The 23,839-nt window shown below is 62.1% G+C and carries 21 protein-coding genes; 4 read left to right on the top strand and 17 right to left on the bottom strand.

Going from position 1 to position 23,839, the window contains the following annotated elements:
* The first annotated feature begins 119 nt into the window (after positions 1-119).
* On the top strand, positions 120-608 hold the full coding sequence (locus tag HOC_RS06340; RefSeq protein WP_035536820.1) for a DUF3291 domain-containing protein: 489 nt from the start codon (positions 120-122) through the stop codon (positions 606-608).
* Here the strand turns inward: HOC_RS06340 and HOC_RS06335 are convergent.
* The 12 genes from HOC_RS06335 to HOC_RS06280 all read right to left on the bottom strand — a co-directional run bounded on the left by HOC_RS06335 (position 605) and on the right by HOC_RS06280 (position 13,616).
* A complete protein-coding gene (locus HOC_RS06335; protein ID WP_035536818.1) occupies positions 605-1,705 on the bottom strand; it encodes a UDP-N-acetylglucosamine--N-acetylmuramyl-(pentapeptide) pyrophosphoryl-undecaprenol N-acetylglucosamine transferase in 1,101 nt (366 codons plus the stop codon). The genes HOC_RS06340 and HOC_RS06335 overlap by 4 nt on opposite strands.
* Entirely contained in the window at positions 1,698-2,849 is a 1,152-nt protein-coding gene (locus tag HOC_RS06330) for an FtsW/RodA/SpoVE family cell cycle protein (protein ID WP_241766923.1), read from the bottom strand. Before HOC_RS06330 ends, HOC_RS06335 begins: the two co-directional genes overlap by 8 nt.
* Positions 2,846-4,261, bottom strand: a complete 1,416-nt coding sequence (murD, locus tag HOC_RS06325; protein ID WP_035536815.1) for a UDP-N-acetylmuramoyl-L-alanine--D-glutamate ligase — start codon at positions 4,259-4,261, stop codon at positions 2,846-2,848. Before murD ends, HOC_RS06330 begins: the two co-directional genes overlap by 4 nt.
* Before the next feature lie 10 nt (positions 4,262-4,271).
* Positions 4,272-5,465 carry a phospho-N-acetylmuramoyl-pentapeptide-transferase gene (mraY, locus tag HOC_RS06320; protein WP_035536813.1) on the bottom strand — a complete coding sequence of 398 codons (1,194 nt, stop codon included), beginning with the start codon at positions 5,463-5,465 and terminating at the stop codon, positions 4,272-4,274.
* Positions 5,465-6,901 carry a UDP-N-acetylmuramoyl-tripeptide--D-alanyl-D-alanine ligase gene (locus HOC_RS06315; protein ID WP_035536812.1) on the bottom strand — a complete coding sequence of 479 codons (1,437 nt, stop codon included), beginning with the start codon at positions 6,899-6,901 and terminating at the stop codon, positions 5,465-5,467. The genes mraY and HOC_RS06315 overlap by 1 nt, the downstream gene beginning before the upstream one ends.
* Positions 6,898-8,334, bottom strand: a complete 1,437-nt coding sequence (locus tag HOC_RS06310) for a UDP-N-acetylmuramoyl-L-alanyl-D-glutamate--2,6-diaminopimelate ligase (protein WP_035536811.1) — start codon at positions 8,332-8,334, stop codon at positions 6,898-6,900. The genes HOC_RS06315 and HOC_RS06310 overlap by 4 nt, the downstream gene beginning before the upstream one ends.
* Positions 8,331-9,959 carry a peptidoglycan D,D-transpeptidase FtsI family protein gene (locus HOC_RS06305; RefSeq protein WP_035536810.1) on the bottom strand — a complete coding sequence of 543 codons (1,629 nt, stop codon included), beginning with the start codon at positions 9,957-9,959 and terminating at the stop codon, positions 8,331-8,333. Before HOC_RS06305 ends, HOC_RS06310 begins: the two co-directional genes overlap by 4 nt.
* A complete protein-coding gene (gene ftsL, locus HOC_RS06300) occupies positions 9,956-10,291 on the bottom strand; it encodes a cell division protein FtsL (RefSeq protein ID WP_051624583.1) in 336 nt (111 codons plus the stop codon). The genes HOC_RS06305 and ftsL overlap by 4 nt, the downstream gene beginning before the upstream one ends.
* Positions 10,288-11,316 (bottom strand): 16S rRNA (cytosine(1402)-N(4))-methyltransferase RsmH, encoded by a 1,029-nt coding sequence (gene rsmH / locus HOC_RS06295; RefSeq protein ID WP_035536809.1) that lies wholly within the window; start codon positions 11,314-11,316, stop codon positions 10,288-10,290. Before rsmH ends, ftsL begins: the two co-directional genes overlap by 4 nt.
* A complete protein-coding gene (locus HOC_RS06290) occupies positions 11,316-11,831 on the bottom strand; it encodes a division/cell wall cluster transcriptional repressor MraZ (RefSeq protein ID WP_051624582.1) in 516 nt (171 codons plus the stop codon). Before HOC_RS06290 ends, rsmH begins: the two co-directional genes overlap by 1 nt.
* 452 nt (positions 11,832-12,283) lie before the next feature.
* Positions 12,284-12,826 (bottom strand): alkylhydroperoxidase, AhpD family, encoded by a 543-nt coding sequence (gene ahpD / locus HOC_RS06285; protein WP_035536808.1) that lies wholly within the window; start codon positions 12,824-12,826, stop codon positions 12,284-12,286.
* A gap of 241 nt (positions 12,827-13,067) precedes the next feature.
* Complete coding sequence (locus HOC_RS06280) at positions 13,068-13,616, bottom strand: peroxiredoxin (RefSeq protein WP_035536806.1); 549 nt, start codon at positions 13,614-13,616, stop codon at positions 13,068-13,070.
* A gap of 125 nt (positions 13,617-13,741) precedes the next feature.
* On the opposite strand from HOC_RS06280, the gene HOC_RS06275 reads away from it, so the two are divergent.
* Positions 13,742-14,641: a hydrogen peroxide-inducible genes activator gene (locus tag HOC_RS06275; protein WP_035536803.1), complete on the top strand. Its 900-nt coding sequence runs from the start codon at positions 13,742-13,744 to the stop codon at positions 14,639-14,641.
* 72 nt (positions 14,642-14,713) lie between these two features.
* Here HOC_RS06275 and HOC_RS06270 read toward each other — a convergent pair whose 3' ends face one another.
* Positions 14,714-16,192 carry a sigma-54-dependent transcriptional regulator gene (locus HOC_RS06270; protein WP_035536913.1) on the bottom strand — a complete coding sequence of 493 codons (1,479 nt, stop codon included), beginning with the start codon at positions 16,190-16,192 and terminating at the stop codon, positions 14,714-14,716.
* Positions 16,193-16,367: 175 nt separating this feature from the next.
* Complete coding sequence (locus HOC_RS06265) at positions 16,368-16,739, bottom strand: PilZ domain-containing protein (protein ID WP_034741343.1); 372 nt, start codon at positions 16,737-16,739, stop codon at positions 16,368-16,370.
* Positions 16,740-17,030: 291 nt separating this feature from the next.
* On the opposite strand from HOC_RS06265, the gene HOC_RS06260 reads away from it, so the two are divergent.
* On the top strand, positions 17,031-17,240 hold the full coding sequence (locus HOC_RS06260) for a cold-shock protein (RefSeq protein ID WP_034741341.1): 210 nt from the start codon (positions 17,031-17,033) through the stop codon (positions 17,238-17,240).
* Positions 17,241-17,328: 88 nt separating this feature from the next.
* On the opposite strand, the gene HOC_RS06255 is transcribed toward HOC_RS06260, so the two are convergent.
* Positions 17,329-18,240: a DMT family transporter gene (locus tag HOC_RS06255; protein ID WP_051624581.1), complete on the bottom strand. Its 912-nt coding sequence runs from the start codon at positions 18,238-18,240 to the stop codon at positions 17,329-17,331.
* 62 nt (positions 18,241-18,302) lie between these two features.
* The gene (locus tag HOC_RS06250; RefSeq protein WP_035536802.1) at positions 18,303-20,435 is read right to left on the bottom strand and encodes an EAL domain-containing protein; all 2,133 of its coding nucleotides are present in this window, start codon (positions 20,433-20,435) and stop codon (positions 18,303-18,305) included.
* 424 nt (positions 20,436-20,859) lie between these two features.
* Between HOC_RS06250 and HOC_RS06245 the strand changes: the two genes are divergently transcribed.
* A complete protein-coding gene (locus HOC_RS06245; protein WP_035536800.1) occupies positions 20,860-21,315 on the top strand; it encodes a PEGA domain-containing protein in 456 nt (151 codons plus the stop codon).
* Positions 21,316-21,429: 114 nt separating this feature from the next.
* Here the strand turns inward: HOC_RS06245 and HOC_RS06240 are convergent, their stop codons facing one another.
* The gene (locus HOC_RS06240; RefSeq protein WP_035536799.1) at positions 21,430-23,793 is read right to left on the bottom strand and encodes a tetratricopeptide repeat protein; all 2,364 of its coding nucleotides are present in this window, start codon (positions 23,791-23,793) and stop codon (positions 21,430-21,432) included.
* Positions 23,794-23,839 lie beyond the last annotated feature (46 nt).

The raw sequence follows: 23,839 nt of genomic DNA, 5'->3' as shown, positions 1-23,839 counted from the left end.
CCGTGCCCATTGAAATTGCCCGCCCGGCGCGGCAAGCTGCAAGTTCGCCACCAATCGTGGCGATTGATTGACGCAATCAGAGGCGCTTTGGGGCGCTTTCGCGACGTGGGGACCTGCCGATGACGATGCATCTTGCCCAGCTGAATATCGGCCGCCTCCTCGCCCCGACCGACGACCCGCGCGTCAAGGACTTCATGGACAATCTCGACTTCATCAACGGCCTTGGCAAGTCGATGCCGGGCTTTGTCTGGATGATGGAGGGCTCAGGCGAGCCGGGCACGGGCAATACCGAAGCCAAGATCGGCGGCGACCCGCAATTTGTTGCCAACATGACCGTCTGGGAAGACGTGGAAAGCCTTGAGCGCTTCGTCTGGGGCACGGTGCACCGCAAGTTCTATGAGCGGCGCGAGGAATGGTTCGAGATACTCGGCGGCATGCATTTCGTCATGTGGTGGGTGCCAGCTAGTCACGAACCGACGCTGGACGAAGCACTGGAACGCCTCGCCGCCCGCGAGCGCGATGGCGATTCAGACGCGGCTTTCGGCTGGGACTGGCTTCGCGCAGCCCACATGCACAAGACCCACGGCTGTCGCCCTTCGGCTGCCTAAAGTTCCGCGACCCGCTCGGCCATGTCGGCGAGGTCTGATGCTGCATTCATCTTGCCGACCGATTTGGCCGCCGCTGCACGTTTGCGCAGGTCATCGCCGTGTTCCAGACGCACAGCGATCAGGCTGCCCAGCAGTTTTGGGTAGAGATTGGACTCCAGCACCATGTCGGCCGATTCCACATCCGTCAGCGCTTCGGCATTGGCGGCCTGGTGGTCGTCCATGGCGATGGCGAGGGGGATCAGGATCGACGGCCGCCCCACAACAGCGAGTTCACTGACCGTTCCCGCGCCGGAGCGCGCCACGACAAGGTGCGCCGCCGCGAGGCGTTCGGGCATGTCGCTGAAGAAGGGCGCGAGGTCTGCATCGACGCCGGCGCGGCGGTAGAGGTTGCGCACGCCTTCCATCTGCTCTTCGCGCACCTGCTGAACCACTTTCAACCGGGCGCGCAGCGGCGCGGGGATATAATCGGCAATCGCCAGAGGCACAGTGTCGCCAATAATGCTGGAGCCCTGGCTCCCGCCGGTGACGAACAGGTTCAGCTTGCCATCGGTGGGCGGGTAAGGCTCATCACGCATCGCGATGATGGGCGCGCGCACCGGATTGCCGATGGCCATATGGGCGGCGCCGGGCGGCAGGAAGTCGAGCCGGTTGAAGCCGCTGGCCACCAGCTTGGCATGGCGCGCGAACTGGCGGTTCACCCGGCCGAGCACCGCGTTCTGCTCATGGATGATGATCGGCACGGAGAGGCGCTTGGCCGCCGCTAGCGCGGGATAGGCCGGATAGCCGCCAAAGCCGGCGACAAGCGCAGGACGGCTTGCCTTCATCAGCTTGGAAGCACGATTGATACCGGCATTGATCTTCAGGGCTGCTGCGGGAAGCGTCCACGGCTTGCGGAAGTTCGGCGAAGCGGCTTTGACCTCTTCCTTCCAGACGGCCGGAAAGTCAGCGGCATAGCGCAGCCCGCGGGAATCGGAGATCAGGCCCACGGTCCATCCGCGCGCACGCATCTCGTCGGCGAAGGCGCGCGCGGGAAACATATGTCCCCCGGTTCCGCCTGCCGCGATGATTACCAGCTTGTCGGAGCTACCCTCACCCATACCGTCCCCTTGTGCGCGTACCTTGTCCGCGCACAAGTGCCAGTGCAAGCCCGAGTGTCAATGCCGTGCCGATCATAGAAGAGCCTCCATACGATACAAAAGGCAGTGTCATGCCCTTGGGCGGGATCAAGGCCACATTTACGGCAATGTTTATGGCGGCCTGAAGGCCGAACAATGAAAACAATCCGGCCGCCGACGCGCGGGCATACCCGTCATCCAGACGGGCCGCCGCCCTGAACCCGCGCAGGACCATCAGCGAGAATGCCGCGAGCAGGACAATCGCGGCCACAAGGCCAAACTCCTCCACCATGACGGAGAAGATGAAGTCTGTATGGGCGTCCGGCAGGCTGGCTTTCACGAGCCCCTCCCCCGGGCCGACACCGAACAGGCCGCCGCGCCCGATGGCCTCCGCCGCCTTGTCGATCTGGTAGGTGTCGTATTGCGTCGGGTTGAAGAAGCTGTTCACCCGCGCACGCACATGCGGCAGCAGCGCATAGAGCAGGCCCGAAAGCCCCGCGCCGCCCCCGGCAAAGGCCGCCGCCCATCGCCATGGCAGGCCACTGATAAAGAAGGTGATGACAAAGGCGGCCGTCAGCAGGACGGACTGGCCGACATCCGGCTGCAACAGCAGGAGGCCAAGCGTCACCGCATAGAACAGGAAGGCGATGACCGCCCATGGCCCGCTCGGGTAGGCCTCGCGCTGGGCCAGCAGCCAGCCGCTGAGCACGATCAGCGCGGGCTTCACCATTTCGCTCGGCTGCAGCGAGAAGCTGCCGATCCGGATCCAGCGCTGGGCGCCCTTGGCCTCGTATCCGAAGACCAGGATCCAGATCATCAGCGCCAGCGACACGAAGAAGATCACCGCCGCCACGCGCCGGGCCCAGGACTGGTCCAGCAGGCTCATCGAGACGAGGATCACCGCAGCCGCCGCCGCAAACACGGCCTGACGGATGATGAAATAATATTCGTTGTCGTAGCCGATGCGGATCGCGGCGGTTGGCCCGGCTGCCAGCGACATGAGCAGCCCGATCCCGATGAGGAAGAAGGCCCCGCCCATCAATCCCCAGTCAATCGTGCGGCGCCATTCGGTGAGCCAGGACGTGTCCGACCGGGCAAACTGCAAGGCGGTCGGCGCTGGGCTCAAGCCATCACCTTGAGCTCGGCGGGCATCATCGACTGGACAATCGAGCGGAAGACATCGCCCCGATGCTCGAAGTCGCGGAACTGGTCGAAACTGGCGCAGGCCGGTGACAGGAGCACGATGGCGTCTTCTTCGCCTGCAGCCTTGGCATCACGCAGGGCAGCCGCGACAGCATTTTCCAGCGTGCCGCATTTCTGGAGCGCGACCTTGCCTTTCAGCGTGGCCGCGAAGGCGTCTTCGGCCGCGCCGATCAGGTAGGCCTTGGTAATTTTCGGAAAGAGTGGCGCAAGCGGCTCGATGCCCTCAGCCTTGGGAACGCCGCCAGCGATCCAGTAGACATTCTTGAAGGCCTTCAGCGCCTGTTCGGCAGCCTGCGCATTGGTGGCCTTGGAATCATTGACGAAGCGCACGCCGTCAATGCTGCCCACGGTTTCGAGGCGGTGGGCGAGGCCGGGGAAGGATTTGAGACCGGCCATGATGACCGCATGTTCGACGCCCAGCGCCCGGCAGGCGGCATAGGCGGCAGCGGCGTTCTGGTGATTGTGCTTGCCGGGCAGCGCCGGGCAGTCGGCGAGGTTGCCGATGAACTCGGCCTTGCCCGACTGGTTGTCGTAGAGCTTACCATCGATTGCACTGACGCCCCGGCCAAGCGCGTAAGTGGACGAGGCATGGACAACGCGGCCCTTTCCCTGTCCGGACAGGCCAATGGCGATAGACTGCGTGATGACATCGTCAAAGCCGACAATGGCCACATCGCCCGGTTGCTGGTTCTGGAAGATACGCATCTTGGCGGCCTGGTAGCCTTCCATGCCGCCATGACGGTCGAGATGGTCCGGGCTCATGTTAAGCAGGACAGCCACATCGCAGTGCAGGCTCTTCACGAGGTCCAGCTGGTAGGACGAAAGCTCCAGCACATAGACGGCGTTGGCATGCAGGGCGGCAAGGTCCAGCACGCCCGTGCCGATATTGCCGCCGATCCGCGCGTCGCGGCCAGCCTGTTTCAGGATATGCCCGATCAGCGAGGTCGTGGTCGACTTGCCATTGGTGCCGGTGATGCCGATGATTTTCGGGCGGCCGCGTTCCGGCAGCGACTGCACGGCGCGGGCAAAGAGTTCCATGTCGCCAACAACCGGCACGCCCGTCATCTCGGCCATGCGCACGATGCGGTGCGGCGCCGGAAACTTGTAGGGAATGCCGGGCGACAGGACGAGCGCGGCAAAGGTCTGCCAATCGCGCTTGTTGATGTCCGAGAGGGTCAGGCCCGCCGCTTCGGCCTTGTTGCGAGTTTCCTCATTATCGTCCCACGCATGCACGCGTGCGCCGCCCGCCTTCAGCGCTTTTGCTGCGCTGAGGCCTGTTCGGCCAAGGCCAAACACGGCGACATCCCGTCCTGCGTATTCCGTAATGGGGATCATGAGTTTGCGGTCACCTCAGCTTCAATGTTGCGAGGCCCGCGAGGGCGAAGAGGACCGACAGGATCCAGAAGCGCGCGACGACACGCGTTTCCGGCCAGTTCTTTTTCTGGAAGTGATGGTGAAGCGGCGCCATCAGGAAAATGCGCTTGCCGGTGCCGGTGAGGCGCTTGGTGATCTTGAACCAGCCAACCTGCATCATCACGGACAGCGCTTCCATCACGAACAGGCCGCCAATGATGACCAGAGCGAACTCGTGCTTGGTCGCCACGGCCACGACGCCCAGCATGCCGCCGAGGCCGAGCGAGCCGGTGTCGCCCATGAAGACCTTGGCCGGATAGGCATTGAACCAGAGGAAGCCCATCCCTGCGCCGATCATGGCGCCGAGCAGGACGGAAATCTCGCCCGCGCCGGGCGCGAACTGGATGCCCAGGTATTCGGCGAAGACGAAGTTACCGGTGAGATAGGCGATCATCGCATAGGCAGCGGCGGCGAAGGTCATCGGCACGATGGCGAGGCCGTCGAGCCCGTCGGTGAAGTTCACCGCATTGGCGCTGCCGACGACAACGATCATGCCGAAGAGGATGAAGAAGCCGCCGAGCGGCAGGAAGTAATTGTTCACGAAGGGCACCGCGACGCCGCCGGAGAAGGCCGGGTCAGCAGGTTGGACGGATGTCTTGGGCGCCATGCCGGCGATCATCTCGGCGAGGCCATTGAGCGGCCCCCACTGGGCATGACCGACCGGCGTGTGGGCGCCATGCAGGCCCATGATGAATGCGCACGCAACCGCCGCAATGCCGAAGCCGATCAGCAGGCGGGCACGGGCCGACACGCCATCGGCGCTCTGCTTCGTCACCTTGGCATAATCATCGAGGAAGCCGAGCAGCGCATAGGAGAGCGTGACGAACAGAACGACCCAGACGTAAGGGTTGCGCAAATTGCCCCAGAGCAGCACGCCGACCAGCAGGCCGATCCAGATGAGCACGCCGCCCATCGTGGGCGTACCCTGCTTCGACAGCTGTTGTTCCAGCGACAGATCACGGATCGGCTGGCCCTTGCCCTGGCGGGCCCGGAGCATGTTGATGATCATATCCCCGAACACGACCGTCACGAGGAAGGCCGTCACCACCGCCGCGCCTGCGCGGAAAGTGATATAGTTCAGCAGATTGAAGAAACCGCTATCCGCAGCCAACCATTCGTACAGCATCACCTGACCTCTGCAGCGTCTTCTGCGCTGCTATCCATCTTGCCCAAACCAGCCGCTGCACTTCGTTGGCGCAAGCGGTCTGCAATACGTCCCATCCCGGAGGCATTCGACCCTTTGATCAAGAGCACGTCGCCATCGCGGACTGCATTTAGCACCGCATTCCACAGCTCATCTGCCTTGGGGGCCCATACCTGCTGAAGACCCGGCGGGAGGGCCTCTGCAAGGTGAGTCATTTTGTCACCGGCGAGGAAGACGCCCTCGGCGCCGCTGGCCACGACATCTGCTGCAAGACCGGCATGTTCGCTGTCGGATTGCGCGCCGATTTCCAGCATCTCGCCGAGCGCAACGAGGCGTCGGCCACCGGGCCGCTGGGCCAGTGCCGCGAGCGCTGCGCGCATGCTGGCGGGGTTTGCATTGTAGGCATCATCGACCAGCGTGAAATGTCCGCCCTGCGGCAGCGGAAGCTGCTCGGACGTGCCGCGACCGGGTGGCGGCGAATAGCCAGACAGGGCCTCGGCACAGTCCGCCAATGAGCGCCCCGTCTGGCTTGCCGCGAGAAGTGCTGCGGCCACGTTAAGGGCCCAATGCTTCCCGACTGCCTCGATCTCCACACTGACGCTCTGACCGATCACTTCCACAGTGATGCGGCTCGTCACGCCGTTTGATTCATATCCCGTCACCCGCGCTGTCGCGTCCTCGGCAAAGCCGAATGTCTCGCGGTTGCCCGTCGGGCACAGCTCACGGGCGCGCGCTGATAGATGGTCCAGAAACGCATCATCTGCCGGCAGTATGAACGTGCCGCCCGCTTCCATGCCTGCAAAAATGTCGGCCTTCTCGTTGGCCACGCCCTCAAGACTGCCAAGGCCTTCGAGGTGCGCGCCGGCAATGCAGGTGATGATGCCGATATGCGGACGCACCATGTGGCTGCGCGGCGCAATCTCGCCGGGAGTCGACATGCCGATCTCGAAGACGGCGCGTTCGGTATTCTCCGGCATGCGCGCCAGTGTCAGCGGCACGCCCCAGTGATTGTTGAAACTCTTGACGTTCCAGTGCGCCGGGCCCGCTGCGCGATAGATGCGCGCCAGCATTTCCTTGACGCTGGTTTTGCCGACACTGCCGGTCACAGCCGTGCGGATGGCGCCGGAACGCAGGCGCGCCGCAATGCCCATCATTTCCAGCGCGATCTGCACATCGTCGACCATCATGGTCGGTCCGCCGCTGACCGGTTTCGACACCAACGCACCTGCTGCGCCTGCCTTGAAGGCGGCCTCGGCAAAGTCGTGCCCGTCGCGGGCATCCTGCAGCGCCACGAACAGGTCGCCCGGCATCAGCGTGCGCGTATCGATCGAGATCGAACCCGACACCCAGAAAGGGTCCGAGGCCGTGCCGCCGGTTGCGAGGGCAATCTCTTCTGAGGTCCAGAGCAGCTGGCTCATGCGTCCTCCCCTGCCAGCGCCGATAGCGCCGTGTCCTGGTCGGAGAACGGGATGACCGTCTTGCCGACAATCTGGCCAGTCTCGTGGCCCTTGCCAGCGATGACCAGCGTGTCGCCTTTTTTCAGTTCCGCGATGATTGTACGGATCGCCTCCTCGCGGTCGCCGATCTCGCGCGCGCCAGGCGCACCGGCCAGCACGGCCTTGCGGATGGCAGCCGCATCTTCCGTGCGGGGATTATCATCGGTCACGATCACATCGTCGGCCTGGCGCGTGGCAATCTCGCCCATGATCGGACGCTTCTTGGCATCGCGGTCACCGCCGCAGCCGAAGATCACTTTCAGGCGGCCGGCCGTATGCGGGCGGACCGCGCGGAGCAGAACGTCCAGACCATCAGGTGTGTGCGCATAGTCGACGAACACCCCTGCCCCGGCTGGCGTCTTGCCGACCAGCTCTAGGCGGCCTTTGACGGGCTGCAGATGCGTCAGGCCATCAGCGACGGCTTCGAAATCCATGCCGAGCGACAGGGCAATCGCCGCCGCGCCCAGCGCGTTCAGCGCCTGGAACTCACCGATCAGCGGCAGCTCCAGCGGCTTGTGTTCAACATCGCGCCAGAACAGCGTCAGCACCTGCCCGGTCGCGCGCGGCATGATCTCGTCGATCCAGAGATCCTCGCCGCGCCAGCCGAAGGAGACGACCTTTAGGCCCGCTTCCGTCGCCGCGCCTTCAAAGGCCTCGCGATGGTCGCTGTCGGCGTTGACGATGGCAGGCATGCCCGTATGGCCGAGCTTGCGGAAGAGGCGTAGCTTGGCATCGAGATAGGCCTCCATTGTCGCGTGATAGTCGAGATGGTCCTGCGTGAAGTTCAGGAAAGCGACGGCGGAAAGGTCAACGCCATCAAGGCGGAACTGCTCAAGCCCGTGGCTGGACGCTTCCATCGCGCAATGGGTCACGCCTTGGCGCACCAGTTCACGAAGTGTCTCGTGGATCGTCACCGGGTCCGGCGTTGTGTGGCCGACATCAATCTTGCCGCCCGGACCGATGGCACCAAGCGTCCCCATAGAAGCGGCGCCATAGCCCGCGCGCGACCAGATCTGGCGCAGAAAGTCGACAGTGGATGACTTGCCGTTCGTGCCGGTGATGGCGACGACGGTTTCAGGCTGGGAATTGTGGAAGCGCTTGGCCGCGAGGGCGAGCGCCAGACGCGGCTCATCAGCAATCACATGGGCGACTGGCACATTCTCGATGCCGCCATCCGATAGGATCGCAGCGGCGCCTGCCTCAATGGCCTGCGGCACGTATTTGCGGCCGTCCGTTGCCGTGCCCTGCAGGGCGGCAAACAGGAAGCCCGGCTGCACCTTCCGGCTGTCGGCCGTCATGCCGGTGATTTCGGTGTCGCCGTCTTCGGCGAGGGGGAACAGGTCTTTCAGCTTCACAGGGAACTCCTCTCATCAGATGCAGAGCGGAGTTCAGCGCCAGCAGGACGGACGCCTTCAAAGCGCGGGGCGAGCCCGAGCAGAGGCGCGACACGTTCAATGATGCGTCCGGCCGTCGGCGCCGCATTCAGCGCAGCAGTATCGCCGCGTTCCGCCCCTACCTGGGGGTCATCCAATGTCACGATCAGGGCATATTGGGGGCGGTCATAGGGAAAAATGGCCGCAAAGCTCGTTACGTTGCGCCGATCGTCATAGCCGCCGGGAATGGGTTTCTCCGCCGTGCCCGTCTTGCCGGCGACGCGATAGCCTGCCACTTCGGCGCGCTTGCCGGTGCCGGTCAGCACAGCTTCGCGCATCATCGCGTTGACCATGTCGGTCGTCAGGGCCGACATGACGCGCACAGGCGTCACCTTGCGGGCATCGGCCTCGACCAGCGTTGGCGCGACCCGCTCGCCGCCATTCGCAAAGGCCGAGAAGCCCTCAAGGAAGGCCATGGGCGTCACCGCGATGCCGTGGCCATAGGAGATGGTGGCCGAGGCGAGATCGTCGAAACGCTCCGGCAGGATCGGGCTGGCACTGCCTGCGAGTTCGATGGGTGCACGTTCCAGCAGACCAAGCGCGCCGAGGAAGGCTTTCTGACGGCGCGGGCCCAGCGCGGCATTGATATGCACGGTGCCGAGGTTCGAGCTTTCGGAGATAATACGCGAGACGGTGCCCGCGCCTGAGATCGGGTGGATGTCGTGGATCGTGTAGCCGCGAATTTCCATCGGCGTGCGTACGTCGAAAATGTCGGTCGGCTTGATGGCCCCGGATTCCAGCGCAGCCGCCACGGTGAAGGGCTTGAAGACGGACCCGAGCTCATAGACTGCGCCGGTCGCCCGGTTGAGGCGGGCGGTGTCGTCCAGCGGCAGCTCAAGCGCGCGGTTGGCATCAAGCGGCGGCCAACTGGCCATGGCGCGCACTTCGCCGGTATGCGCGTCCATCAGGATCACCGCGCCGCCCTGAATGTCGTGCTCGGCGGCAGCGGCCGAAAGCTCGGATTCCACGGCCGACTGGACGCCATTGTCGATGGTCAGGCGCAGCGGTTCGCCGCCTGCCTTGAGGCGCTCATCCATCGCATATTCGATGCCGCCAATGCCCTTGCCGTCGACATTGGTGAAGCCGAGGATATGGCCTGCCAGCGTGCCGCGCGGATAGGCCCGGCGGCTTTCTTCCTCAAAGCGCAGGCCTTCAAGGCCGAGGTCGAACACGGCCTTGCGCTGGCGCGGTGTCAGACCGCGCTTCACATAGACGAATTCGCGCGCTTCGTTCGACAGGTGGCCCGTCAGCGTATCGACATTGATGTCCGGAAAGACGCTCTTGAGCGACCGGGCAACCTCGCCCGCATCCCAGATCAGTTTCGGATTGGCGACCAGTGAATAGGCGGTAACGGATGTTGCCAGCAGCTCGCCATTGCGGTCGACAATGTCGGCCCGGACAGGCGCTTCAGCCTGCGCCACGCTATTCGTATGGCCGGGCGTTGACCCTGAGATCGCGAGGTAGCCGCCCTTACCCGCAAGCACGACGAAGAGGGCACTGAGGCCCAATCCTGCCAGCCGTGTACGGTCGCGGGCGTCCTGGGTCACTTTTCGCCCCCCGTCTGCTGCGGCTGGGGCGCGGCGCCCGCTTTCACGGGTGGGCCGACAAGCGCATCAAGATCGCCTTCAGCGGCAACCTGGTCGGACCGCGGCGGGGCCATGCCGAGTTCGCCGCGGGCGTATTCCTCGATCCACTCGCGCCGGCTCATGTGCGACAGCTCGGTCTCGAGCAGGGCCTTCTCGTGGCGTGCATCCTCGATCTGGGCCTCAACAGCCATGATCTCGGCAGCCGTATCCTTGGCGCCGTATTTTGCCCGGTAGAGGCTGACAATCAGCAGGCCCACCACCAGGATTCCAAAGAAAAAAGCGCGACGACTCATAGGGCATCCTCCAGGTCCGAGAGCGGCGGCAGGTTCATGCCGTCGCTGGTCTCTTCCTCGATCGCGGGTGCGCCTGTACGGATCGCGGCCCGCAACTTGGCCGAGCGTGCACGCGGATTGCCTTCCACTTCCTTATCAGAAGGGACAATTGCTTTAGAAACAGAGAGTTCGAATGTCGGGTCAGGCCCTTTGGCGGCCAGCGGCATATGGCGTGAGCCACCTCCCGTCTTTCCGCCCCGTTCGCGCAGCCATTGCTTGACCATCCGGTCTTCCAGCGAATGGAACGCCACGATCACCAGCCGTCCGCCCGGCCTGAGCAGCCGTTCAGCCGCCTGCAGGGCGCGCGCCAGCTCGCCCAGCTCGTCATTCACGTACATCCGAATGGCCTGGAAGGTCAGCGTGGCCGGGTGCGTACGCGCCCCGCGACGGCCACCGACGGCCACTTCGACGGCGTCTGCAAGGTCTGCTGTTGTTTCAAACGGCCGCTGCGCCCGGCGCTGCACGATATGGCGGGCAATGCGGCGCGCCTGCTTCTCTTCGCCGAGACGGAAGATGATATTGGCAAGGTCGCGTTCGGACATGGTGTTGACCACGTCGGCCGCCGTTGGCCCGGCGGCGCCCATGCGCATGTCGAGCGGGCCATCCTTCATGAAGGAGAAGCCGCGCTCACCTTCATCGATCTGGAAGCTGGAGACCCCGATATCCAGCACGACGCCGTCAACCGTCTCGAACCCGGCCGTCTTGACCAGTGTGTCCATCTCGCCGAACCGGCCCAGAAGGGGCGTCAGGCGCGGCGTTTCACTGGCCATTTTTTCGGCGCGCAGGATGGCATCAAGGTCGCGGTCGATGGCCAGAACGCTGCATTTCGCGGCGAGCAGGATCGCGCGGGTATAGCCGCCGCCGCCGAACGTGCCGTCAACGATGCGGTCGCCGTCCTGAGGGCCAAGCCATGCGAGCACTTCGTCCAGCATGACGGGCCGGTGGCCGGATGCTTCAGGACGCGGGGATGTGTGGCGTGCGCTCATCAGCTTTCGCCTCCTTCGACCAGTTTAGGGCCATTATAGTGGCCTGCGCCTTGCTGGTGCAGCACTTCTGAATAGGCCCGGCCAAAGGCGGCCATCACGTCTGGCGAGGCCGCAGCGGCTTCCATGGAAGCGTTGTAGGCGGCGTGCTTGTCAGGGTTCCAGATCTGGAAACTGTCCATATTGCCGGCGAACTTGATGCGGCCTTCCAGCTCTGCGGCCTTGCAGAGGTCTTCCGGCAGCTTGATGCGGCCGGTCTCGTCCATCTTAAGGTCGGCAGAACCGGCGATGATGCGGTTGACGAGAACCTTGCGAACGTCAGATTGCGGCGCGAGGCGTGTCAGCGTGGCGCGGTACATGGCCATTAGGGCCTCACCGCCGCCTTCGAGGCAGCCGGAGCCGTCGAGTGCCTGCCAGAGGAAGATCCGGCTGCTTCCCCCAAGCTCTGCGCGAAAGGGCGCGGGGATGGAAACCCGGCCTTTTGCATCAATAGCGCTCTCATAGGTGGAAACGAACACCCGCCAACCCTGTAATAGTTATGCCTAAACCCCAGCATGGTTACCCATGTGTAAATTTGGAATATCATGGGCAGCTATGGGCCTCAATGGGCGAACACGGTGAATCGAAATATCCACACCCCCACCACGATGGAACATAGAAAGCACACACCGGGAACATAAAGGAACACCCCCTTGGGAAGGCGTGGGGCGGGCTTATTTATTCCTTGTTAATCAATTGACTGAAGAGCCGTGTTGTCAGTTTGCATCGCGGGAAAAAACTGGCTGCTAATTCCTGCCTATCTGCCTGACATTACATCAAATCAATGTCGGCAGCCGCCTGAAAACATCAGATGCCTTTCTGAATCCTTTGCGCACCCCTTCCCTGCCCTTGGCGAATACATGCTGAGGCACAAGCAAACGCCGCCGGAGTGCGAACTCCGGCGGCGTCAGGATCAGGGATTATTCAGGCGTCAGGCCGTTTCGGATTCCAGCGCCGTTTCAGCTGCCATGACACGGGCGGCAGCGTTGACCACCGCGCCGATGCGCAGGCCGGCCTGGATCTGGTCAGTCGTCAGGCCATGCTTGCGCAGCTCGGCCTCGTGCGCATCAAGGCACATGCCGCAGCCGTTCACAGCCGATACGGCCAGCGAGAAGAGTTCGAAGTCCGCCTTCTCGATACCGGGCGAACCGATCACGTTCATGCGCAGCTTGGCCGGCACAGTCGTATAGGTCGTGTTCGAGATGAGGTGCGTGGCGCGGTAATAGACATTGTTCATGCCCATGATGGCGCTGGCCGCCTTGGCCGCCTTGATGGCCTCAGGGGTCATCTTGCCCTGCGCTTCAGCCTCGAGGGCACGCAGCGTTAGAGGCTCACCCACAGCATGGGCAGATGCGAGCATGCAGCCATATTTCTGCTGATCGGTCAGCACGGTTTCATTGACCAGCGAGCCCAGGTTCAGCTTCAGGTCCTTGGCATAGTCCGGCATGCGGGATTTCAGGGTGTCGAGCGACATCAAGGTGTCCTTTCGGGGGAAGAGATGCAGGGAATGGGCGGGAGTGACGAAATCCGGCGAGCACCATGGGGCTTGCGGGGACAAACTGGCCGAGCGCCAAGGGGTAAAGGCGCATTAGGCAGCTCGCCGGACATCGTATCCTGCAGGGAAATAACGGCCCTCAAGGGGGGAGGAAAAGGCCGTCATTCCTTGCCTGCAGGACTCATTTGGGTATTCGCCGCCGCGGCGGCAAATTACAAAATTACAATGTATCTCCACCCACTGGGCGGTTACATGGGCACAGCTCGTCGGTCTGCAGGGCGTCGAGCACGCGCAGCGTATCCGAAGGGTTCCGGCCGACATTCAGGTTGTTCACATAGACGTGCTGAATGACGTTGAACGGGTCGACGACGAACGTGGCGCGATAGGCAACGCCCGCTTCAGGATCGCGGATGCCGAGACCGTCGACGAGCGAGCCATTGGTGTCGCCAAACTGCCAGATTGGCAGCTCTGCGAGGTCCGCATGGTCGCGGCGCCAGGCGAGCTTGACGAATTCGTTGTCGGTCGAGCCGCCGAGAACCACGGCATCGCGATCAGCGAATTCTTCGCCGAGGCGGGCAAATTCGGCAATCTCGGTCGGGCAAACGAAGGTGAAGTCTTTCGGGTAGAAGAAGATGACCTTCCACTTACCTTCGAAGCTGTCCTGCGTGAGCTCTTCAAAAGCGCTGACGCCGCCTTCTTCGTGTTGCATGAATTTTGGCTTCACGCCGGTGACTTTAAAATCGGGAAGTTTCTGGCCAATGCCGAGCATATGGGAGGTCTCCTGTTGGGAATGCTGCAGTTAGCGGGCCCGGTGAAGCCCGCAAGTGCTGCACTTGGGGTTGTTTTTCCCAAAAGAAAAATTGATATTTCCAGTATTTCGTATAGAGGAATTCTATGGCTATACCGACCCTACGTCAGCTTCAATTCCTCACCGCCCTGGGCGATACCGGTTCCTTCTCCCGGGCGGCCGAGGCATGCCACGTCACCCAGCCAACCCTCTCTGCCGGGATCAAGGAACTGGAAGATCTTCTCGGCGTGCGCCTCGCCGATCGCGAAGCACGCGGCGCCCGCCTGACGCACGCCGGGGAACTCGCCGTCGCCCGCGCCAGCGCCCTGCTTGCCGATGCCCATGCGCTCGTCCAGGTCGTGCAGAGCGCAGGCGCCATGCTGACTGGCCCCTTCCATCTCGGCGCCATCCCGACCATCGCGCCCTTCGTGCTGCCGCAGACGGTGCGCGCGCTGTCGGAAGTCTATCCGGACCTCAAACTCTACCTGCATGAAGACAAGACGACCCGCCTGATCGACCAGCTGCGGACCCGCACACTGGACGCGGCCCTGATCGGCCTGCCCTGGGATGCGCCGGGCATCGAGACCGTGCCCCTGTTCGATGATGAATTCCTGTTCGCCTCATCCACCAACCATCCGCTGGCCAAGAAGAACGGCCTCTCGCCGGAAGACCTGAACGGCGAGGACATCCTGCTGCTCGAAGATGGCCACTGCCTGCGCGAGCATGCCCTGTCGATCTGCCGCCTGAAAACCGGCGACCATGCCGGACAGGTCGCGGCAACCTCGCTCGGCACGCTGGTCAACATGGTGGCGGGCGGCCTCGGCGTCTCCCTCCTCCCCCGCCTTGCCATGGATCACGGCCTCGCTGTCAGCCATGACGTGGCCGTGCGCGAGTTCACGACGCCGGTCATCGGTCGGCAGGTTGGCATCGCCTGGAAATCCGGCAGCCCCCGCGAAGCCGACGCCCGCAAGATCGGCGAAGTGGTGAAGGCCGCGCTACTTCCCTGAGCCCGGATGCCGGACAAAAAAAGGGAGACGGCCCCGAAGGACCGTCTCCCGACGTTTCCTGCCTTTTATATCTTAGCCCGCTTCGCGCTCGTTGCGCACGTCGAGATCATATTCGCGCACCTTGCGGTAAAGCGTCGAACGGCCGATGCCGAGCCGACGTGAGACTTCGCTCATGTGGCCCTCATAGAAGTCGATCGCATACTGCAGGATATCGTGTTCGATATCGGTCAGTGAGCGCAGCTCGCCATGCACATCCGTTATGCTGACAGGGCTGGAGGCCACTTCGCCTGCACCGACATCATTGGCCGCCATGGGCGCGGTCGGAACGGCATTGGCCGCAACAGGCGCTGCCGGCAGGCTGGAAATGTCCGGCATCTGCCCGGAAATCTGCGGGAAGTCCTGCGGCTGAAGCTGATCGCTTTCGCACAGCACGACCGCGCGGAACACAGCATTCTCCAGCTGGCGGACGTTGCCCGGCCAGTCGAAGGCATAAAGCATCTTCAGCGTGTCATCGGCCACGCCGCCCACTTTCGTGCCTTCGCTGGCATTGAAGCGCGTGACGAAATGATCGACCAGGGCCGGAATGTCATCGCGACGCTCACGCAAGCTCGGCATGTCGACCGGGAACACGTTGAGACGATAGAACAGGTCTTCGCGGAACGTGCCTTCAGCAACCTGCTGGGCAAGATCGCGGTTTGTGGCGGAGATGATGCGCACGTCCACCTTGGTCGGACGGCGCGATCCGACAGCGTCGACCTCACCTTCCTGCAAGGCGCGGAGCAGTTTGACCTGCGCGTCGAGCGGCAGTTCGCCCACTTCGTCGAGGAACAGCGTGCCACCATCAGCTTCAAGGAACTTGCCCGGCGACTTGGAGACGGCGCCGGTAAAGGCGCCCTTCTCGTGACCGAACAGGATCGATTCAACAAGATTTTCCGGGATGGCGCCGCAGTTGACGGTGACGAACGGTTTGCCGGAGCGGCCGGACGCGCCCTGGATGCAGCGCGCAATCACTTCCTTACCGACACCGCTTTCACCGAGGATCAGGACAGGGATGTCAGACACGGCCGCACGCTCCGCCAGGCGGATGACCTGGCGCATGGGCGCCGCCGACGCAATCATGTCGTCAAAGCTCATGCCGCCTTCGGCTTTGCGCGAAAGACGCTTCACTTCGCCTGACAGCGATTGCATCTTCAAGGCGTTCCGTATCGAGACAACAACGCGTTCCGGATTGGCCGGCTTGACGATGAAATCGACCGCGCCGCGGCGCATCGACTGGACAATCGTATCAATGCCGCTGGTGGCGGTCAGCATGATGACAGGCAGGTCCGGGCGCTTGGTGGCGAGACGCTCAAGTGTGTCGAGCCCCGAGAGGCCCGGCATGGTGAGGTCCAGCAGGACAACATCAACGCCATCTTTCGGATCAGCTGCAACTGCAATGCCCGCTTCGCCATCAGGCGCCGTGCGGCAGGCAAAGCCCGCCTTCTCCACCGCAGCCTGAAGCAGGCGACGCTGTGTCGGATCATCATCAATTACCAGTACGGTCTTCGCCATCATCATACCCTTGTTCGTAGCCGGAGGGTCTGAACTGCCCCCCAAGCCATCAGTTAGTGGAGCGAAATGGAACAACAGGCGTGCCACATCGCGACGCCCCGTTCTGACACAGGGGTGTGTGGATCACGTTCAATGAATCGATGAAATTTCTGGCGAATTCGCCGGATTGGCTGCGCTAGTGCTCGGACGGCGCCGCAGCGACCAGACGCTCGAAATCAGCGTCTTCCAGTTTCTTGATGAACTTCACGCCCACCAGTTCAGCACGCTGCCAGCGTTTTTCGCAGACAAGGCGCACCGACACATGGCCGCCGAGGCCATGGATGAACAGGTAGAATTCGCGTGGAAGCTCGGGAAGGATGGCCCCTTCCCCAAAGGTCAGTTTCGCGCCGGACGGGGACATGTCGAGGATGGAAATATCCCGCGATGCGCAGAGATCAGGCCAGACCATGCGGCCCGGCCGGTAAGCTTCGACACGTGGTTCAGCGCGCCGGAACTCCATCTGAACCCGCTTGAGGCCTGCCTGCAGTCTTGAGGTGAATCTGTCCATGCTGACGAATATGCGCACGCCGGGTAAACCATTTGCAAATATATTCCACCAATTCAGTTATAATCAGCAAGATACGGGGGCGTGCGGGCGCCGCCATGTAAAGGTGCATTGTGGAAGCCCCCGATCTGTGCGATAAGGTTTCCATCGACTTCGAACTTGTGTCGGATAACTCGCAACTAAGGCCGTGCTTAAGCGCCGCTGCAAGACCGACTTACTCCCCCGCAATAACCGAGATTGATCATGTACGCGCAACTCCGCGTGTCCGTGAATTTTTTAGACCAGGTAAGATCTATGTCCACAGGAACTGTTAAGTGGTTCAACAGCCAAAAAGGCTTTGGCTTCATTCAACCCGACGCCGGCGGCGCTGATGTGTTCGTTCACATCTCTGCAGTCGAGCGCGCTGGCATGGCCACGCTCAACGACGGCCAGAAAGTCAGCTACGAGCTCGAAAAAGACGCTCGCAGCGGCAAGATGTCGGCTGGCCAACTGGCCTCCGCCTAAAAGCCTTTAGGCCCCGCGTACGCCGCGAGAGCCACACGATCCTGAAGCCCCCGCATCGCAAGATGCGGGGGCTTTTCGTTATGGGGCCTTAATCTGGCAGGTCGCTGACCGGCTGGCCCGTTTCACGGCGCGTCGCGAAATGGCTCTCGAACGCCACACCGAGGCATGCGGCGACAATCAGCACCGCGCCGACGGCCACGCGCCAGCCCGGCACTTCGTCAAAGACGACAAAGCCGATCAGCGCCGCCCAGATCAGCGCCGTATATTCCAGCGGCGCCAGCAATTGCGCCCGCGCCCGCGCATAGGCCAGCGTCAGCAGGTACCAGACCGCATAGCCAATCGCCCCCAATAGCGCAAAAACGGGCAGGTCATTCACGTTCACCGGCCCGGCAATGCCAAACAGGAAGGGCGACAGGCAGAGCGCCGGCACGCCATTGGTGAACAAGGCAATCGTCGTCGCGTCCTCCTTCACCGCGCGCAGGCGCAGCAGCACCAGCACGACGGCATAGAGCATGGCAGACGCCAGGATCGACGCGATGCCCATCATCCGGTGCGCACCTACCGCCCCTTCCGGCGTCGCGCTCACGGCAAAGGCCGCCCCGGCAAAGCCCAGCAACGTCAGCCCGAACGCGCGCGGCGAGACAGCCTCACCCAGAATGAGCCACGCCGCAAAAGGCACCATCAGCGCGGCCGTGAATCCGATCAGCACCGTCTCGGCCAGCGCGAGCTGCGTCAGCGCGTAGAAAAGCAGGATGGCACTCGCCACCTGCATCAGGCTGCGCATGATATGGAACAGCACGGCTTCCCGCTTTGGCCAGGCACGCCGCTGCACCAGGAACACTGTCGTCGCAATCATCGCCCCGAACAGGAAGCGCCACGCAACCAGCACCATCACCCCTGCTCCCGGCGCCGTCGCCTTCACAAGCGCATCAATGCCCGAGCCCATGGCTACGGCCAGCACGGCAAGCAACAAGGGAGCAGAGAGAAGACGCGCGATCATCCGCGCTCGCTAGGGCCAGCCCCGCACGCTGTCCAGACCTTTCCGAGACAAGACCCCGCCCTTTATGCCACCTGGGCCGGGGCGCTGACTGACATGCGGAAGGCGTGGTTGCTGCGCACAAAGAGATCGGCATAGGCAAAAGAAAGGGCTTCACCGAACATGTAGCCCTGCAGGCAGCTCACATTCATCTTCTCGGCCATTTCCAGGTGCGCATCGGTCTCGATGCCCTCTGCCACTGTATACATGCCGAATGACTGAAAGAGTTGGACCATCGAATTGATTGTGGCGGACAGCATGCCCTCCTCATCAAGCCGCTGGATGATCGATCGATCAAACTTGATGCCGGACAGCGGCAGGCCCATCACCGCCTGCAAATTGGAGAAGCCTGTCCCGAAATCATCGAGCACGATCATGACCCCGGCCTCGTGCAGCCGGTCCAGGTTGCGCACCACGGCGGGGACGTCATCAATGAAGGCTGACTCCAGAATTTCCATGGAGATCTGCTCGGGTCGAATACCCACGCGCCTCAAAGTCGCGAGCAAGTTTGTTGCATACCCGCGCGTGGCCAGTTCGGTCGGCGAAGCGTTCAGCGACAGGAATTTAATCATCCCGGAGGTCAGCCAGTCACCTGCCAACTCGCAGGCTGACTCCATCATCATCTGGTCCAGCGCGCTCAACAGTCCCGCTTCCTGGGCAATCGGAATAAATTCTGTGGGAGACACCGCGCCTATTTCGGGATGCTCCCACCGCGCAAGCACTTCCATCCCCTTCAGCATGTGCGTGTGGGCTGTAACGACCGGCTGAAAGGCGGGCGTAATCTGACGGTTCTCGATGGCAGCAGGAAGCGTATCCAGGATTATGCCGTACCGCGTGTGCTGCGTCTTGATCTCTTCATTGACCAATTGCACACGTGATCGGCCAAGGCGCTTGGCAGCAAGCAGCGCCATGTCCGCTGCGCGCGTTAGCGTCTCGCCATCGCTTCCGTCATCTGGAAAAACGGCAATGCCGATAGAGCCGGACAGGTCGATCATGCTGCCATTGATGGACAGGGGCCGGAAGCACGCAGCCGCGCCACGCTCGGCAGACTTGCAAAGCCCGCCGATATCCTTTCCCGACATGTCGATCAGGACGGCAAATTCGTCGCCCCCCACACGAGCCGCGCAGCGAATTCCCGGTAAGCCTTTTAACCGTCTGGCAACGCCCCGAAGGACAGCATCGCCCGCGGCATGCCCCATCCGATCATTGACCCGCTTGAAATGATCAATGTCGATCAGACCCAGCGCGAACGCCGTGCCGGTCTTGGCATAGTCGGATATGGCTGTTTCGATTTCCGAATCAAAGCCGATCCGGTTGTATATCTCCGTCACCGGATCGTATTTTATCTGCTCGCGTATCGTGCTCTCGGCCTGCTTTATGGCGCTGATATCGGTCACGACTTCAACACTGACGCCCTTGGCTGTCTTCCGGCCCTGGGCCTGAAACCAGCGCCCGTCGGTCAGTTCATGTGTTGAGGCCTGCCCACCTGTCTTGTAGCGCTTCAGTGTCGCCCGCACGGCCTTTTCCAGGTCATCGGGGGGAATCTTGGACGGAAGGGCGAGCGCACCGCTGGCGACAGACTTCCGGATGACATCATTGAACGTGCGCCCGTCGCCCCAGTTGTCCCGCGCGCCCGGAACCATGTCGCGATAGGCGGCATTGCACAGGAGCAGCCGGTCACCCTGATCATACGCGCCAACGCCAATTGGCATGGCTTCGATAATATCGAGCAGCAACTCTTCCGCATTCCTGCGGTTGCGGGTCTCCAGAACAAGGGAATCCTCAGCATTCCGCTGGGCAGTAATATCCACACGGATTGCCGTATATCCGCTGACGCGGCCAGCTGCATCCGTCTCGGGCACAATGGTCGTCAGAACCCAATAGAAAGAGCCGTCCTTGGCCCGGTTCCTGATGACGCCTCTCCAGGTCGTCCCGGCAGAGATCGTCTTCCACATGTCGATGAAGAAGGATTTGGGGTGAAACCCCGAATTCAACAGGCGGTGCGTCTGCCCGATAAGCTCGGCACGCTCATATTTGCTGATCTCGCAGAAGCGGTCATTCACTTCAAGAATCCGACCAGCCCTGTCGGTCCTGGCAACGATCGCGAACTCATCAAGCGTGAGCTTGTAAGCCAACATGTGGCTGTCATCGAACAGCATTGCGTGAACTCACATCCTGATTGTTCAACCACAATGCGTATCGTATCGTATTTAAATAACAGTAAAGTGTAAGTCCTCAATTTGGCTGCCACCACTGCGCGAATCCCGCCCCGATTAACGCCGCCATAGCCGAACATCCGCACACGCCGGAAGACCGCCGAAAAGCCTGGCAAGACAGCGATGCGTGGGAAGTGCCGTTGAGGACCAGAAGCGCCAAAGTGTCTTTTCAGGAGCTATTTTGACAAACGCCTCCTCGGCCCGGATATCCGCCGGATTCCAATAATCTGCTCACGGATATGAATATGCAGATTTGTCGCGCTCCTTTACCCAAAAAACGCCTTGCCAGACCCTTTCCCGCCTCGTAACTGAACCTACCGTTGCAACGGCAACCTAGAATTACATTAACCCGGGGGGCTCCCACACAATGAAACCACTCTTCCTGCTGTTGCCATTGGCAATAGCCATCACCGGCTGCGCGACAGTCACACGCGGCACAACCGAAGCATTCCTCATCGAGACGGAACCATCGGGTGCAAACGTCTCGACCAGCCTCGGCCTCAGCTGCACGCCGACGCCCTGCGCCATCCCGAAGGTGAAGCGCGAAGCCGAATTCTCGGTCACGATCGAGAAAGAGGGCTACAAGACCACGACTCATAACATCACGCACCAGATGTCCGGTGGCGGCGGCGCGGGCATGGCCGGCAACGTCATCCTCGGCGGCGGCATCGGCGCCATCCTCGACGCCAATAATGGCGCGACGCAGGAACTCGTGCCGAACCCGCTCAAGGTCACCCTGGAAAAACTGCCGGAAGACACAAGCGCAACAGCTGAAGTCGCCACCAAGCTCGAAGAGCTCACCAACGACCAGCCCGGCAGCTGATCACGCAAGCGGCTCCAGGGCCTGAGACAGAGGGTGCGGAGCCTATGCGCCGCACCCTTTATTATGTCGGTAGCGGGAAGCTACCGTCCAAATCAGGGAGCAAGGCCTATCAAGTTAAAGAGCCCGCGCCGCGTCGATCTTCTTTTGCAGATAATCAGTTATGAACGCATCAGCTGACCTCAGTTGAGCCTTCGCCTCCATATCCTGTGCAATGTCAAGCGCCTCTTCCCAATAGGCCAGTTCATGCGTCAAGCTTCCCAGCTTGTCCAGGCTTACAATCAAATCTCGCTTCGCTTCCGCGCTCTCAGGACTTGCCGCAGACAGCGCACGGCGAACCTCCAGCCCCTGCTCGAAATGGCCCCGCGCCACAACAAGGTTACCGCTCGCAACCTCGACATCACCCAGCCGTTCCAGAGACAGGCTGACATCTCGCTTCGCTGACGCGCTCTCAGGGCTCGCCGCAGACAGCGCACGGGCAACCTCAAGGCCCTCCTCGAAATGGCCCCGCGCCACAACAAGGTTACCGGTCACAACCTCGACATTGCCCAGCTTGTCCAGAAACACGCTGACATCTCGCTTCGCTGACGCGCTCTCAGGGCTCGCCGCAGACAGCGCACGGGCAACCTCAAGGCCCTCCTCGAAATGGCCCCGCGCCACAACAAGGTTACCGCTCGCAACCTCGACATCACCCAGCTTGTTCAGGGACACGCTGACATCTCGCTTTGATTGCGCGCTCTCAGGGCTCGCCGCAGACAGCGCACGGTCAATCTCCAGCCCCTGCTCGAAATGGCCCCGCGCCACAACAAGGTTACCGGTCACAACCTCGACATTGCCCAGCTTGTCCAGAAACACGCTGACATCTCGCTTCGCTGACGCGCTCTCAGGGCTCGCCGCAGACAGCGCACGGGCAACCTCAAGGCCCTCCTCGAAATGGCCCCGCGCCACAACAAGGTTACCGCTCGCAACCTCGACATCACCCAGCTTGTTCAGGGACACGCTGACATCTCGCTTTGCTTGCGCGCTCTCAGGGCTCGCCGCAGACAGCGCACGGGCAACCTCAAGGCCCTCCTCGAAATGGCCCCGCGCCACAACAAGGTTACCGCTCGCAACCTCGACATCACCCAGCTTGTTCAGGGACACGCTGACATCTCGCTTTGCTTGCGCGCTCTCAGGGCTCGCCGCAGACAGCGCACGGGCAACCTCAAGGCCCTCCTCGAAATGGCCCCGCGCCACAACAAGGTTACCGCTCGCAACCTCGACATCACCCAGCTTGTTCAGGGACACGCTGACATCTCGCTTTGCTTGCGCGCTCTCAGGGCTCGCCGCAGACAGCGCACGGGCAACCTCAAGGCCCTCCTCGAAATGGCCCCGCGCCACAACAAGGTTACCGCTCGCAACCTCGACATCACCCAGCTTGTTCAGGGACACGCTGACATCTCGCTTTGCTTGCGCGCTCTCAGGGCTCGCCGCAGACAGCGCACGGGCAACCTCAAGGCCCTCCTCGAAATGGCCCCGCGCCACAACAAGGTTACCGCTCGCAACCTCGACATCACCCAGCTTGTTCAGGGACACGCTGACATCTCGCTTTGCTTGCGCGCTCTCAGGGCTCGCCGCAGACAGCGCACGGGCAACCTCAAGGCCCTCCTCGAAATGGCCCCGCGCCACAACAAGGTTACCGCTCGCAACCTCGACATCACCCAGCTTGTTCAGGGACACGCTGACATCTCGCTTTGCTTGCGCGCTCTCAGGGCTCGCCGCAGACAGCGCACGGGCAACCTCAAGGCCCTCCTCGAAATGGCCCCGCGCCACAACAAGGTTACCGCTCGCAATCTCGACATCGCCCAATTCGTCAAGGCAGACGCCTCTGTCGCGTTCAGTGGTCGCCCTCCGAAGTGCACATTCAATTGCTACCCTCGCCGCAGGGATGCTACCATCATGTCTCAACTCCAGTCGCGCAAGTTCAATCCATGACCAGAAATCAGCCGTGTCCAGTTTAACCGCTTCTCGCCAGGCCCGCAGAGCACGCTGTGGCTCCCGGTCGCTAGCAAGTGTAGCGAGATCTCGCCATTCCTGTGCCGCCGCAGCCGCTTTTGCCTGCGCACGCTGTTCGAGCTCGTCGAAACCCAATTTCAGTTGACCTTGAGCAATATCTCGCGCGGCGTTCGGCTCTGCACGGACCGTGCGCTCAGCTGCCGCCTCCCGCATCGCCTCGCGTTGTGGCTCGGCTTGTCCATCTTTCGGGGCAGTTTGTGCAAGCAGCTGCTTCACAAGGAGCTCAAGGCCTTCAACTTGGCTTGATGTAGCTGCCTTCGGAGCAGTCAGAGTTTTGTATGTGGCGAGGTCATTCGCACGGGCAAAAACGACCTTCCAGATAAAAGCGACAAGCGCAAAAATACTAAGTCCGCTCCAGACGGGCCAAGGGATCGCGAGCCCACCCAGCTTGAGCGACGGAAAAAGCTCAGCAATTGACTGCAGCAAGTCCTTTTCCAATTCCTACCTCTGCTCCACCTAAGAGTGTAAAAGT

It is taken from the genome of Hyphomonas oceanitis SCH89 (assembly GCF_000685295.1).
GTDB lineage: Bacteria > Pseudomonadota > Alphaproteobacteria > Caulobacterales > Hyphomonadaceae > Hyphomonas > Hyphomonas oceanitis.
Note: the sequence above shows the minus strand (reverse complement) of the source record. Positions and strands in the feature narration are given on the sequence as shown.

Bases quoted from the DNA above. Each gene is read 5' to 3' on its own strand.
- HOC_RS06245 (WP_035536800.1), top strand. From the start codon at position 20,860: ATGAAACCACTCTTCCTGCTGTTGCCATTGGCAATAGCCATCACCGGC.
- HOC_RS06315 (WP_035536812.1), bottom strand. From the start codon at position 6,901: ATGAGCCAGCTGCTCTGGACCTCAGAAGAGATTGCCCTCGCAACCGGC.
- HOC_RS06280 (WP_035536806.1), bottom strand. From the start codon at position 13,616: ATGCTCGGCATTGGCCAGAAACTTCCCGATTTTAAAGTCACCGGCGTG.
- HOC_RS06275 (WP_035536803.1), top strand. From the start codon at position 13,742: ATGGCTATACCGACCCTACGTCAGCTTCAATTCCTCACCGCCCTGGGC.
- ftsL (WP_051624583.1), bottom strand. From the start codon at position 10,291: ATGAGTCGTCGCGCTTTTTTCTTTGGAATCCTGGTGGTGGGCCTGCTG.
- HOC_RS06340 (WP_035536820.1), top strand. From the start codon at position 120: ATGACGATGCATCTTGCCCAGCTGAATATCGGCCGCCTCCTCGCCCCG.
- HOC_RS06250 (WP_035536802.1), bottom strand. From the start codon at position 20,435: ATGCTGTTCGATGACAGCCACATGTTGGCTTACAAGCTCACGCTTGAT.
- HOC_RS06265 (WP_034741343.1), bottom strand. From the start codon at position 16,739: ATGGACAGATTCACCTCAAGACTGCAGGCAGGCCTCAAGCGGGTTCAG.
- mraY (WP_035536813.1), bottom strand. From the start codon at position 5,465: ATGCTGTACGAATGGTTGGCTGCGGATAGCGGTTTCTTCAATCTGCTG.
- HOC_RS06255 (WP_051624581.1), bottom strand. From the start codon at position 18,240: ATGATCGCGCGTCTTCTCTCTGCTCCCTTGTTGCTTGCCGTGCTGGCC.
- murD (WP_035536815.1), bottom strand. From the start codon at position 4,261: ATGATCCCCATTACGGAATACGCAGGACGGGATGTCGCCGTGTTTGGC.
- HOC_RS06260 (WP_034741341.1), top strand. From the start codon at position 17,031: ATGTCCACAGGAACTGTTAAGTGGTTCAACAGCCAAAAAGGCTTTGGC.
- HOC_RS06270 (WP_035536913.1), bottom strand. From the start codon at position 16,192: ATGGCGAAGACCGTACTGGTAATTGATGATGATCCGACACAGCGTCGC.
- rsmH (WP_035536809.1), bottom strand. From the start codon at position 11,316: ATGAGCGCACGCCACACATCCCCGCGTCCTGAAGCATCCGGCCACCGG.
- ahpD (WP_035536808.1), bottom strand. From the start codon at position 12,826: ATGTCGCTCGACACCCTGAAATCCCGCATGCCGGACTATGCCAAGGAC.
- HOC_RS06335 (WP_035536818.1), bottom strand. From the start codon at position 1,705: ATGGGTGAGGGTAGCTCCGACAAGCTGGTAATCATCGCGGCAGGCGGA.